Here is a 12,180-nt window from a genome sequence, read left to right as displayed (position 1 = left end):
ACGACATTGCCTTAATATTCCACCGGCAACGTCGCGTTTTCGAGCCACGCCCGGACATCGTGATCATGGATCAGCGGCATCAGCGCCTCGCGCGTGCGGCGGTGATAGTCGTTGAACCAGTGCAGCTCGTCATGGGTCAGAAGCTCAGGAATGACGAGACTGCGGTCGATCGGGCAGAAAGTCAGTGTCTCGAAGCCGAGCATGGCCGCGTCGCCGCCGTCGATCTCCTCGGCCGCGCGCACATAGATCAGGTTTTCGATGCGGATGCCGAAGCTGCCGGGCCGGTAATAGCCCGGCTCGTTGGACAGGATCATGCCGGGCAGCAGTTCCTGCGTCGAAAGCCTGGAGATGCGCTGCGGCCCCTCATGCACCGAGAGATAGGAGCCGACACCATGGCCCGTGCCGTGCGCGAAATCGGCCCCTGCCCGCCACAGCGCGATGCGCGCCAGCGGGTCGAGGTCACAGCCGCGCGTGCCTTTCGGGAAACGCGCGGTGCTGATCTGGATCATCCCCTTCAGCACCAGTGTGAAGAAACGGCGATGTTCTTCTGAAACCGCCCCGATGCCGACGGTACGGGTGATGTCGGTCGTGCCGTTGATATATTGCGCGCCGGAATCGATCAGGAAGAGCTCGCCAGCCTCGATCATCCGGTTGGTCTCGGTCGTCACGCGGTAATGCATGATCGCCGAATGTTCGCCAGCGCCGGAAATCGTGTCGAAGGAAATATCCTTCAACGGGTTCTGCATATTTTGGCCGACCCGGGCCCGCGCCGCTTCGAGGTGCTCGGCGGCAACAATTTCGCTCACTGTGCCGGGTTTTGTCTGCGACAGCCAATAGAGGAATTCCACCATTGCCGCCCCATCCTGCAGATGCGCGGCGGCCGAGCCATTGATCTCGACGTCGTTCTTGACCGCGCGCGGCAGCTTGGCGGGATCGGCGCCCTCCACCCCTTCGCCGCCCGCCTTGCGGATAATCTCGGCCAGCGCATAGGAGGCGATATCGGGGTCGATCAGCACACGGCCGCCATCCCTGGAGACGGCGCCCAGCCTCTCCTCCAGCGCCGAGGGCGGCAGCTGCGTGCAGATCTGCGCGAGATAGGCCTCCAACTCGATGCCGGTCTTGCGTTTGTCGAGGAAGAGCTCGGCCCGCCCGTCGGCATGGACGATGGCACGCGCCAGCGGATGCGGCGTGTGCGGCACGTCGGCGCCGCGGATGTTGAAGGTCCAGGCAACCGAGGAGGGATCGGCGATTAACACTGCCGCCAAGTTCTTCTTCGAAAGGTCGGCGGCGATCGTGGCGATTTTATCCCTGGCAAGCACGCCGGCCTGCGCAACATTCTGAATGCTGACCGCGCCGAGCGGCTCGGCCGGCCGGTCGCTCCAGAGCCTGTCGAGCGGATTGTGCGGCAGGAAGGTGAGCGTGCCGCCGATCTGCGAAAGCGATCGTTCCAGACGGCGCACCTCGGCACCCGCATGCAGCCAGGGATCGATGCCCAGCCGAAGCCCCTTGGCTCCGTTTGCGGCAAGCCAGAGATGCGGCGGCTCGTTGACGAGATCGCCGCTCGAGAAGACCGAACCGTCGACCTGTTCGGCAAGCTGCGTCACATAACGCCCGTCGACGAAGACGATCGCCTGCGTGCGCAGAACCATTGCAATGCCTGCCGAGCCGGTGAAGCCCGTCAGCCAGGCCAGGCGCTCCGAACATGCGGGAACATATTCGCCGTTGAACTCGTCGGCGCGCGGCACAAGAAAGGCGTCGATCTCGAGGGAATCGAAAGCAGCGCGCAGCGCCGATACCCGATCCCTGCCGAATTGGGGCGTGGAGGTGACTTCGAAGGACTGGAACATGCTGGAAACCCGAATGGTTGAGACGAATCCGGTAAAGGGGATGCCGGCCATGTTAGCGAAATTTCAATCGATGGGGAGAAAAAGCGACGAAACGAGTCGAAACCGTAGGGGCGGCCTAGTATTTTGACAGAACTGTGACGCCAAAAGTTAATTTGGCACGCTTTATGCATTAGCCGCATGGCTCCCATGAGCCAAACCCTCTGCCTCCGCCTTTCAGAATAGCTATATAGACGGCATCGAACGGTTCGCGATGAACCTGCAACAAAGGAATTCTTGAAATGGCCGCCTCTCTCTCGCGCTTCGCATACAGCAGCCCGGTGCAGGCTGGCGAACGCCAGACCGTACGTCACGTCATCGGCGCCCGCCGGCCGCAGAACGACGACAGCCTCAAGCTGCTCGGCGCGGGCCAGCGCGCCACGCGCCACAACGGCGCTCCCAGCTACGCGTTCTGAGTCTGAAAGCCCGTCCGTCTCCTCCCTCCCGGACCGGCCTATTGGAATGCAGTAGAGCCCGCTCGAGCGCTCCTCCCCTTTGAGCTCGCGGGCATTGACCGGATAGACCGGTCCAAGGCGGTGCCATCGGCACCGCCTTTTTTGTTGTCGTCGGTAGGGTTTAGCTGGTGGACAGGTTCCTGATATAGGCGCCGGTACGGTGAATGGCTCCTTCCGTCGACCCCACGCTCCGTCATGCGGCCTTGAGCCGAGCATCCATGCGGCAATGAGGTGATGTTCTCGCCAAACTCGCCGCCGGCGCAGTGAAACACCGCGTCGGATGCGCCATCAGACAGGCACTCGCCTCCTCATCGCCCCAAAAACTCAAGGCCGATCGAAATGGATCGTCACCCAGCCGTTCCGCCAGATCGTCCTGACATGCCGAAGCCTCGCGCCGCTATAGGCGGCGATCACCTTCCAGCGCTGCGCGGCGAGAATGCCCGAAAGGATCACCGAGCCGCCGGGTGCGAGATGCGTCGCAAGCTTCGGCGCCATGCGGATCAGCGGCCGGGCGAGAATGTTGGCGATGATCAGATCGAAGGGACCATGCTCGGAAAAGGCCGTCGAATGAAAGCCCGGCGCAGTCCGGGTGACGATGCCCGAGGCGATGCCGTTGCGGCGCACGTTTTCTGCCGCCACCCGCGTCGCGATCGGGTCGATGTCGGTTGCGAGCACCGGTATGTTCTTGAGCTTGCGCACCGCAATCGCCAGCACGCCGCTACCGGTGCCGAGATCGAGCGCGTTGCAGACCGGGCGCGACCGCACCACGGCGTCGATCGCCTCGAGGCAGCCGGCGGTCGTGCCGTGATGGCCGGTTCCGAAGGCCTGGCCGGCATCGATCTCGATGGCGATATCGCCGGGGCGGACCTTGTCGCGGTCATGCGAGCCGTGCACCAGGAAGCGCCCCGCCCTGACAGGCTTCAGCCCCTCCAGCGATTTCACGACCCAGTCGACATCGGGGATGACTTCCCGCTCCAGCCGGGCATCGGGGAAAGAGGCCTTCAATGCGGCCTCGACGCGGGAATGCACTTCGGCCTCGTCTTCGGCCATCATATAGATCGAGGCTTCCCAGATATCTTTCTTCTCGTCGATCTCGGTGGTGCCGATGGCAAAGTCTTCTTCGCCGAAGACCGCACTCAGAAGATCGAGGATCTCTTCGGCCTTGCTCTCGGTCGTCGTCACGTAAAGGCGGATTTCACTCACGATAGGCGGTCTTTCCCGTTTCCGTTGCTCGCCACCGGTCGAGGCAACGCCCCATCACGCTGAAACCATCACCCCTTATTGACGAGATTCTCCAGCTTCTTTACCGCCGTGTCCGGGTTTTCGCCATAGGCGATCGTTCCGGCAAACCGCCCGGCCGAATCGAGTAAGAAGACCGAGGCGGTGTGATCCATCGTGTAATCGCCGTTCGGATCCTTCTCGTCGACCGGCACCTTCTTGGCATAGACGCGGAAACCCTTGATGACTTCGGCAATCTTGTCCGGCGGACCCGAAATGCCGGTGATGCGCCTGGAAACGTTGGAGACGTATTCGTTCATAATCTCGGGCGTGTCGCGCTCTGGATCGACAGTCACGAAATAGGCTTGCAGCTTGTCACCCTTGGGGTCGACCTTCTCCATCCAGCCGTTTAGCTCGAAGAGCGTCGTCGGGCAAACCTCTGGGCAGTGGGTAAAGCCGAAAAACAGCGCCGTCGGCTTGCCGCGCAACGCTTCTTCGGTGATCGGCTGCCCGCTCTGCGAGACCAGGGTAAATGGAACACCGAAGGGCGCCTCCGCCGCCACATCCCCCGATTTCAAAGGATACCATCTGACGAAGCCGAGAACCCCGGCAAGTATCAGGACACCGACCCAGACGGCGATGCGGAATGTCTTCATTGGCGAGATCCTCGATCCAGGCGGATGCGCCGCCCGCCTCTTCCGGCGTGATTATAGTCTCGACCGAAGGGGCGCAACTCAACAATATGTTTTCTGACCCGTGATTAATTGTCTCATCGGCCGCAGCCGTTCCCCGACCGGAAATCGCCCCCCAGAAATCAGCACGATAAAAAAATCGATGTTTGTGAATAGCTTGCCTTCAGAGCGACGGACAATCCCAAAATACATATCGTTAGGAAAGACTTAAGCCGTCACATCTATATTTAACGGCAGTTCTGCATCGCTACTCCGCCGGGGATAACTGGGAAGAATTCTGACCATGAACAACAACAACGCCATCAAGCAGTCGGGCGCTTATCTCGAAATCGTCTCGTTCCACCTGGGCGACCAGGAGTTCTGCATCGACATCATGGCCATCCGCGAAATCCGCGGCTGGGCGCCGGTGACGCCGATGCCGCACACCCCGCCCTACGTGCTCGGCCTCATCAATCTGCGCGGCGCGGTGATCCCCGTCATCGACATGGCCTGCCGCCTCGGCATGAAGATGACTGAGCCCTCCGAGCGCTCGGCGATCATCGTCACCGACATCGCCGGCAAGCTGGTCGGCCTGCTGGTCGAGCAGGTTTCCGACATGATGACTATCAAGAGCGAAGACCTGCAGCCGCCGCCGGAAATCATCCCGGAAGCCCAGCGCGCCTTCTGCCGCGGCATCGTCGCACTGGAAAAGACCATGGTCTGCTTCCTGAACCTCGATACGGTTATCGCCGACGAGCTGACTCAGGCCGCTTGATACTTTTCCATTCTGGCATTGGAAGGCCCGGCTCGTCCGGGCTTTTTTATTAGGTGTCGAGAGTGCGGCAGGCATGATTTCCGTGTGCAAAACCCCTCCCCCAAGGGGGAGGGACTAACCGGGGCTACGCCTCATTCCCCCGAAACGTCGAGAATCTGGAAAGCGGGTGCGCCAAATTAAGCCCCTCCCTCTTGTGGGGCGGGGTCTTCATCACCGAGGACAGTAGTCCCTGAGCTTTACGGCTTCCCATTCTTCCACGTGACAGTCTGCCCATAGAGCGGAATCGTCGAGATCGACATCTTCGCAGAGCCATCCGTCAGTTCCCTGGAATGGGCGAGATAGATCAGCGTGTCGTTGGCCTTGTCGTAGATGCGATTGACGACCAGCGTCTTCCAGATCAGCGACATGCCCTGCCGGAACACTTCGCTGCCATCCTTGGACAGGTCGATATTGCCGATCTCGATCGGCCCCGTCTGCCGGCAGGCGATGGAATTGTTGGAGGGATCTTCGAACCAGTTGCCGTTCTTGAACCGGTCGATCAGGCTGCGGTCGAAATAGGTGACGTGGCAGGTGACGCCCTTGACCTCCGGATCGGAGAGCGCCTCGACGATGATGTCGTTGCCGATCCAGTCGACCCCGACCTTGCCGACGACCTCGGCCGAGGCGGCGCCTGCGGAAAGGGTGGCGAAGGAGAAGGCGGCGAAAAGAAGATTGCGCAGGTTGGACATGGCGGCTCCTTAGAGCGCCGCGCGTCCGACCGGACGCGCTAAGGACGCTCTATCACTTTGAATCTGCGCATAATCCTTTACGAAAATCGATTCCGATTACTGGGGTTATGCGCTGAATAATCCGCCTTCTAGATAAGTGCGTCCACATGCTTTGCAAGAAAGGCCGACTGCGGGAAAGGATCAGCCTTTCCGGCAGGTGCAGGGCTCATAGGCCCGCGCCGTCAGCCGGCCAGGCTTCATGCCGATCAGCGCCGGTATGGCGTGAACGGCATTGGCCTTGACCGCCTTCGCCATCTCGATGGCCGCAGCCGCGCAAACGATGGCGTCCTCGGCCGCATTGTGGTGCACAAAACGCAAGCCGAGATGCTCGGCGATCAGGTTCAGCCGATGCGAAAGGAAGTGCGGCCAGATCCGCTGCGCCATCTTCAGGCTGCAGAGATAGGTCAGCTCCGGATAGGATTGCCGGTAGAGATCGAGGCACGCCCGCCAGACGCTGAAATCGAAGGCGGCATTATGCGCGATCATCGTTGCGCCGCTGATATCCTCGTGGAACTCGTCCATCACCTGGGGAAATTCGGGCGCATCCTCGACGTGCTCCGGCCGGATGCCGTGAATCGCGATGTTCATCCCGGAAAAACGCATGTCGCGCGGCCGGATCAGCCGCTCCTCGACACGCGTGACCCTGCCCTCCTCGATCCAGGCAAGGCCGACGGAACAGGCGCTGCCGCGCTGTTCGTTCGCCGTCTCGAAGTCAATCGCAATGGTCTTCAAATCAGTACCCGAATCATTTCCTCGGGAACAGAAATACCGCCCCGCTCCCGGCCGCGCAAATTCGGCACGACGTACGGTTGACTTTTCACCCGGCATATCCAAACTTGCCGCCATGATCGGCTCCGTGACCGTGGCAGCGCTTATTCATCACACCACGACCCTTGAAGGGTACGCGGGAGCGATGGCGCGTTAGCAGCGATCCGATCACCCCCGAAAACCCTGCCGAGGCGAGCAGGGTTTTCCAAAACCCGGGCTCTCCTCCTGAAACGAACGGAGAGCAGCCAATGTCTGAAAACGAAGAGACTGAGCCTGGCCGCCGGCCGCGCCTGCCGGAAGGCGTCCTCGTGCGCGCCGTCCGCCTCGCCGATGCGGAGGAGATCACCGATCTCATAAATCTGCCAGGCTATCGGGCCGGCACCCTGCGGCCGCCGTACCAAAGGGTCGAAGAGGTCCGCAAATACATGGAAAACCCATCGCCGGGCGCGCTCAACCTCGTTGTTACCTTGGATGGCAAGATCGTCGGCAATTGCGGCCTCCACCGTCTCTCCGGCCGCAGGCAGCACGTCGCCAGCCTCGGCATGGGGATACATGACGATTTCACCGGCCGCGGTTTCGGCCGCATCCTGCTCGGCGCCATGGTCGAGGCCGCCGACGATTGGCTGGATGTCAAACGGCTGGAACTGACCGTCTACACCGACAACGACGCCGCCATCGGCCTCTATAAGACGTTCGGCTTCGAGCGGGAGGGCCTGCTGAAAGCCTTCGGCTTTCGAGCGGGAAAGTATGTCGACGCCTATACGATGGCCCGGCTCAGGCTGTGAGTGGACGAGGCTGGCGGCTTGCCGTCATCAGCCTCTCACCCGCTGATCAGCGCCAGCCACTCGTCCTCGTCCATCGTCTGCACGCCGAGTTCGCGCGCCTTGTCGAGCTTCGAGCCGGCGCCGGGTCCGGCGACGACGATGTCGGTCTTCTTGGAGACCGATCCCGCCACCTTGGCGCCGAGGCTTTCCGCCCTCGCCTTCGCCTCGTCGCGAGTGAACTTTTCCAGCGAGCCGGTAAAAACCACGGTCTTGCCGGCGACTGGACTGCCGGTCGTTACCGGCTGTTCGGCCTGCTGGGGCGTCACTTCCTCGAGCAGCCGGGTAATCACCTCGACATTACGCGGTTCCTTGTAGAATTCGACCATGGCGCGCGCCACCACCTCGCCGATGCCCTCGATGGCGTTGAGATCGTTCCAGGCGTCGCCGGAAAGCGGTGCCGCCTCCTTCATCGCAGTCGCAAAGGCTTCGTAAGTTCCGTAGGAGCGCGCCAGCAGCTTTGCCGTGGTCTCGCCGACATGACGGATTCCGAGCGCATAGATGAAGCGGTGGAGTGCAATGCTGCGCCGTTCGTTGATCGCCGTATAAAGCTTGCCGACGCTGACCTTGCCGAAGCCGTCGATATTCTCCAGCTTGGTCAGCGATTGCTGCTGGCGCTTCTCCAGCGTGAAGATTTCGGGCGCGGTGCGGATCTGCAGCGACGCATCCTCGTGTTCGAAGAAGAAGTCGATCTGCTTCGAACCGAGCCCCTCGATGTCGAAGGCGTTGCGCGAGACGAAGTGCTTCAGATGCTCGGTCGCCTGCGCCCGGCAGATGAAACCGCCGGTGCAGCGACGCACCGAATCCATCTTGCCGGTCTTCTCGTTGACCTCGCGCACCGCATGCGAGCCGCAGACCGGGCAGGTTTTCGGAAATTCGTACGACCGGGCGTCGGCCAGGCGCTTTTCCATCACCACGTCGAGGATCTGCGGAATGACGTCACCAGCGCGCTGGACGATGACGGTATCTCCTTCGCGGATATCGTGATCTTCAGGCCGAATGCGCTCGCCGCTATTGCCGATACCCTTGATATAGTCCTCGTTGTGCAGCGTCGCATTGGTGACGACCACGCCGCCGACGGTGATCGGCTTCAGCCGCGCCACCGGCGTCAGCGCGCCGGTGCGGCCGACCTGGATCTCGATTTTCTCGACCTCGGTGAAGGCCTGTTCGGCCGGAAATTTATGCGCCGTCGCCCAGCGCGGTGAACGCGAACGAAAGCCGAGACGGGCCTGCAGTTCGAGACTGTCGACTTTATAGACGACGCCGTCGATGTCGTAGTCGAGATCCGGGCGCTCGAGGCCGATCTCGTCGTAATGCGCGAGGATGTCGGCGACCGAATTCAGCCGCTTCATCAGCGGGTTCACAGGAAAACCCCAGTCCTTGAAGGTCTGCACCATGCCGAATTGCGTGTCGGCTGGCATTTCCGAAATCTCGCCCCAGGCATAGGCGAAGAATTTCAGCTTGCGGCTCGCCGTCACCTTGGCGTCGAGCTGGCGCAGCGACCCGGCGGCTGTATTGCGCGGATTGACATAGGTCTGCTTGCCCTCTGCTTCCATCTGCCGGTTCAGGGCCAGGAAGTCGCTCTTGGCCATATAGACCTCGCCACGAATCTCCACCACCGCGGGTACCCCCTTTGGCAGCTCGTTGGGGATTTCGGCAATGGTGCGAATATTGGCGGTGACGTTCTCGCCCGTCGTGCCGTCACCACGTGTGGCAGCCGTCACCAGCCTACCGTTCTCGTAACGGATCGACATCGACAGACCGTCGATCTTCGGCTCGGCGGTAAAGGCGATCGACTGGTCCGGCAGACGGCCGAGGAAGCGATAAACGCTGGCGACGAAATCCTGCACGTCCTCCTGCGAAAACGTGTTGTCGAGCGACAGCATCGGCCGCGCATGGACGACGGGCGAGAAGGTGACGGAGGGCGCAGCACCCACCCGCCGCGACGGGCTATCCTCGCGGATCAGCTCGGGAAACCGTACCTCCAGCGCATCGTTGCGGCGCTTCAACGCGTCGTAATCCGCATCCGAAATCTCTGGCCGGTCCCTGCCATGGTAGAGCGCGTCGTGATGCGCGATCTCCTTTGCCAGCCGCTCAAGCTCGGCGGCAGCCTCTTCGATCGTCAACGTGTCGACGGCGGAACCTTCGGTGGACATGGAATATCACTCCAGAGAATCTGGCCAGAAATCTGCATTGTTTTTAGAGCAAAATTGCCGGATGAAAAGAGAGGCAATATCTGTCGCGTTGCGAAGATAGCTCTACCCCAGTCCGCAGCAGTACGCAGCCGGACACCGCTGACGTACAGACGGACCGCTGACCTTTCCACCCTCATTCCTGTGCCTGTCACAGGAATCCAGCCACCGCGCGTCTGCGCGGAGATTGACTCTCTTGCACCGAAGAAGAGTCTTCTGCGCCCAAGGACTTGGGCGCACTGGATTCCTGTGACGGGCACAGGAATGAGGGAGGTTGGGGCCGGCTTTCTCGCCAAAATTCGACACGCGGAGCATCGCACAGACGGATAGCATTTGAATACCCTCCCCGCCCTATTCCCAATCCCTCGCATTGCGCAACCGGATACCGCTGACATGCAGGCTGGTGGTCCAGAGGCCCTTCAGCGGCCGCAGACTGTCGAGCACTCGAAGCTCCACCCGGCGCGGCGCAAACTCCCGATCGAGCCGCGATATGGCAACCCGTTCCGTGGGAATGACGCGTCTGCGCGATACCCACATGCCCGCATCGTCAAGATCTTCGAACTCCTCCGCCGGCATCTCGTAACGATGGATCGTCTCTGCCTCGAGCCTTTCCAGCCAATGACGCTCGACAAAGGCGACGGCGCGCCAATCGCCGAGCCAGCGCCGCCGTTCGGCCTCCGGCGTATCCGACGTTGCCCATGCCAGAATGCGCGGGCAGTCGCGCGGAAAGAGATACATGAAGTCATGATCGCCATCGATCGCCCAGACGAGCGGACCATTCAGCCATTCCCGGCCGAGCGGGCGAATGGAGGGAATGCGGACGGGGCGCGGTTCGAATATGGCAATATCGGGATCGTCGCTGAAATGGAAAAGCCGCATGGCGAGGGATCACCGCTGAACGAGCGATTGGCATAATGTGAATCGAACGCATGTCACAGCGGCCGTCTGGCGATCAGCCGTTGCCGGCCAGCAGCCGCTTCGCCGCCGCCCTCGCCTCTTCGGTCACCGAAGCTCCGGCCAGCATCCGGGCGATCTCTTCGGTGCGGTCCTTCTGCTCCATCGTTGCCACGCGCGTGGCGATCTTTTCCGACCCTTCGGCGACCGGCCCTTTGGAGATCAGAAGATGCGTCGCCGCTCTCGCGGCGACCTGCGGCGCATGCGTGACAGACAGCACCTGCACCCGCTCCGACAGCCGCTTCAGCCGCAGGCCGATCGCATCGGCCACCGCACCGCCGACGCCGGTATCGATTTCGTCGAAGACGAGCGTCGGAGCCGATCCGCGATCGGCAAGCGCCACCTTCAGCGCCAGCAGGAAACGCGACAGCTCGCCACCGGAGGCGACCTTCATGATCGAGCCCGGCCGCGTGCCCGGATTGGTCTGGACATGGAACTCGACGACGTCGATGCCTTCGGCAAGCGCCTCCTGCGCATCCGTGGTGATCTCGACCATGAAACGGGCGCGTTCGAGCTTCAGCGCCGGCAGCTCCGTCATGACGGCCGTAGCCAGTGCGGTGCCGGCATGATGGCGCTTGTCGGAGAGCGAGCGCGCCGCCGTATCGTAATTCTCGTGCGCCAGGCCGACTTCGGCTTCGAGCCTGGCAAGCCTTTCCTCGCCCGCATCGAGGTCGGCAAGATCGGCGATCATGCGGACGGCAAGAGCCGGCAGCTCGGTGACGGGCACCGAGTATTTTCGCGAAGCAGCCCTGAGCGCGAAAAGCCGCTCCTCCACCCGCTCCAGCTCTCTCGGATCGTATTCTGTCTTGCGCAATGCCGCCTCGACTTCCATCTGGGCGTTGGAAAGCTGGTCGAGCGCGGCATCGAGCAGCGTCACGGTGTCTTCAAGCAGGCCCGGCGCCTCATGGCTCTTGCGCTCCAGCCGTCGCACCAGCGAAGCGATATGAGGCACGGGCGAGGCATTGCCGTTCAGGAACTCGGAGGCCTCGGCGATATCGCCGGCGATTCGCTCCGCCTTCATCATCTTCTGCCGGCGGTCGGCGAGTTCGTCCTCCTCGCCATCTTGCGGCGAGAGCTTCTCAAGCTCTTCGACGGAAGATCGGAGATAGTCGGCTTCGCGCGCCGCACCTTCCACCTTCTCGCGGTGCTTCTTTAGCATCCGCTCGCTGTCGCGCCACAGACGATAAAGCCGGGAAACCTCCGAAACCTCATCGGTGAGACCGGCGAAGGCATCGAGCAGAGTGCGGTGGGCATTGGTGTCGACAAGGGCGCGATCGTCGTGCTGGCCGTGGATTTCGACCAGCATCTGGCCGGCCTGACGCATCAGCTGCACGCTGACCGGCTGATCGTTGACATAGGCCTTGGTGCGCCCGTCCGCCGATTGCTGGCGACGGAAGATCAGGTCGCCCTCGTCGTCGATGCCGTTTTCACGCAGCAACTTGCGGGCGCCGTGGTCCATGCCGACATCGAACACCGCCGTCACCTGGCCCCTGTCCTCGCCGTGGCGCACCAGATCGCCATCGCCGCGTCCACCGAGCGCCAGCGACAGGCTATCGAGCAGGATGGATTTGCCTGCTCCGGTCTCGCCCGTCAGTACGGAGAGGCCGGTCTCGAAGGCAAGATCCAGCCGCTCGATCAGGACGATATCGCGGATCGAAAGCTGGATCAGCATTGGC

At 62.0% G+C, this 12,180-nt stretch carries 11 protein-coding genes; 3 read left to right on the top strand and 8 right to left on the bottom strand.

All coding sequences use genetic code 11. The annotated features are described in order from the left end of the window. Positions 1-11 precede the first annotated feature (11 nt). Positions 12-1,847, bottom strand: coding sequence for an aminopeptidase P family protein (locus OS035_RS27260; protein ID WP_331814264.1), 1,836 nt, complete (start codon positions 1,845-1,847; stop codon positions 12-14). A gap of 278 nt (positions 1,848-2,125) precedes the next feature. Between OS035_RS27260 and OS035_RS27255 the strand changes: the two genes are divergently transcribed. Further along, positions 2,126-2,299 carry a hypothetical protein gene (locus tag OS035_RS27255; RefSeq protein WP_165503931.1) on the top strand — a complete coding sequence of 58 codons (174 nt, stop codon included), beginning with the start codon at positions 2,126-2,128 and terminating at the stop codon, positions 2,297-2,299. Between the two features lie 363 nt (positions 2,300-2,662). Here the strand turns inward: OS035_RS27255 and OS035_RS27250 are convergent, their stop codons facing one another. Together OS035_RS27250 and OS035_RS27245 are read right to left on the bottom strand one after the other, a co-directional pair. Further along, the gene (locus OS035_RS27250) at positions 2,663-3,541 is read right to left on the bottom strand and encodes a 50S ribosomal protein L11 methyltransferase (protein ID WP_097628260.1); all 879 of its coding nucleotides are present in this window, start codon (positions 3,539-3,541) and stop codon (positions 2,663-2,665) included. Between the two features lie 68 nt (positions 3,542-3,609). Continuing rightward, positions 3,610-4,212, bottom strand: a complete 603-nt coding sequence (locus OS035_RS27245) for an SCO family protein (protein ID WP_097628259.1) — start codon at positions 4,210-4,212, stop codon at positions 3,610-3,612. 319 nt (positions 4,213-4,531) lie between these two features. Between OS035_RS27245 and OS035_RS27240 the strand changes: the two genes are divergently transcribed. Then, positions 4,532-5,002, top strand: a complete 471-nt coding sequence (locus tag OS035_RS27240) for a chemotaxis protein CheW (protein WP_003541378.1) — start codon at positions 4,532-4,534, stop codon at positions 5,000-5,002. Between the two features lie 236 nt (positions 5,003-5,238). On the opposite strand, the gene OS035_RS27235 is transcribed toward OS035_RS27240, so the two are convergent. Both OS035_RS27235 and OS035_RS27230 read right to left on the bottom strand, forming a co-directional pair. Beyond that, positions 5,239-5,730, bottom strand: coding sequence for a CreA family protein (locus OS035_RS27235; protein WP_097628258.1), 492 nt, complete (start codon positions 5,728-5,730; stop codon positions 5,239-5,241). Between the two features lie 180 nt (positions 5,731-5,910). Continuing rightward, the gene (locus OS035_RS27230) at positions 5,911-6,501 is read right to left on the bottom strand and encodes a 3'-5' exonuclease (protein ID WP_331814262.1); all 591 of its coding nucleotides are present in this window, start codon (positions 6,499-6,501) and stop codon (positions 5,911-5,913) included. A gap of 284 nt (positions 6,502-6,785) precedes the next feature. Between OS035_RS27230 and OS035_RS27225 the strand changes: the two genes are divergently transcribed. Continuing rightward, entirely contained in the window at positions 6,786-7,322 is a 537-nt protein-coding gene (locus OS035_RS27225; RefSeq protein WP_097628256.1) for a GNAT family N-acetyltransferase, read from the top strand. 35 nt (positions 7,323-7,357) lie between these two features. On the opposite strand, the gene ligA is transcribed toward OS035_RS27225, so the two are convergent. The 3 genes from ligA to recN form a co-directional block, all read right to left on the bottom strand. Beyond that, the gene (gene ligA / locus OS035_RS27220; protein WP_097628255.1) at positions 7,358-9,514 is read right to left on the bottom strand and encodes an NAD-dependent DNA ligase LigA; all 2,157 of its coding nucleotides are present in this window, start codon (positions 9,512-9,514) and stop codon (positions 7,358-7,360) included. 387 nt (positions 9,515-9,901) lie between these two features. After that, positions 9,902-10,429: a DUF6886 family protein gene (locus tag OS035_RS27215; RefSeq protein ID WP_097628254.1), complete on the bottom strand. Its 528-nt coding sequence runs from the start codon at positions 10,427-10,429 to the stop codon at positions 9,902-9,904. Positions 10,430-10,502: 73 nt separating this feature from the next. Continuing rightward, positions 10,503-12,176 carry a DNA repair protein RecN gene (recN, locus tag OS035_RS27210; RefSeq protein WP_097628253.1) on the bottom strand — a complete coding sequence of 558 codons (1,674 nt, stop codon included), beginning with the start codon at positions 12,174-12,176 and terminating at the stop codon, positions 10,503-10,505. Positions 12,177-12,180: the final 4 nt, after the last annotated feature.

Source organism: Rhizobium sp. 268 (genome assembly GCF_036571585.1).
Taxonomy (GTDB): Bacteria; Pseudomonadota; Alphaproteobacteria; order Rhizobiales; family Rhizobiaceae; genus Rhizobium; species Rhizobium redzepovicii.
The sequence above is the reverse complement of the archived record's forward strand: the minus strand, read 5'-3'. Positions and strand labels throughout refer to the sequence as shown.

Excerpts from the sequence above, each read along its gene's own strand:
- OS035_RS27260 (WP_331814264.1), bottom strand. The coding sequence starts at position 1,847 with ATGTTCCAGTCCTTCGAAGTCACCTCCACGCCCCAATTCGGCAGGGAT.
- OS035_RS27255 (WP_165503931.1), top strand. The coding sequence starts at position 2,126 with ATGGCCGCCTCTCTCTCGCGCTTCGCATACAGCAGCCCGGTGCAGGCT.
- OS035_RS27245 (WP_097628259.1), bottom strand. The coding sequence starts at position 4,212 with ATGAAGACATTCCGCATCGCCGTCTGGGTCGGTGTCCTGATACTTGCC.
- OS035_RS27240 (WP_003541378.1), top strand. The coding sequence starts at position 4,532 with ATGAACAACAACAACGCCATCAAGCAGTCGGGCGCTTATCTCGAAATC.
- OS035_RS27235 (WP_097628258.1), bottom strand. The coding sequence starts at position 5,730 with ATGTCCAACCTGCGCAATCTTCTTTTCGCCGCCTTCTCCTTCGCCACC.
- OS035_RS27225 (WP_097628256.1), top strand. The coding sequence starts at position 6,786 with ATGTCTGAAAACGAAGAGACTGAGCCTGGCCGCCGGCCGCGCCTGCCG.
- ligA (WP_097628255.1), bottom strand. The coding sequence starts at position 9,514 with ATGTCCACCGAAGGTTCCGCCGTCGACACGTTGACGATCGAAGAGGCT.
- OS035_RS27215 (WP_097628254.1), bottom strand. The coding sequence starts at position 10,429 with ATGCGGCTTTTCCATTTCAGCGACGATCCCGATATTGCCATATTCGAA.
- recN (WP_097628253.1), bottom strand. The coding sequence starts at position 12,176 with ATGCTGATCCAGCTTTCGATCCGCGATATCGTCCTGATCGAGCGGCTG.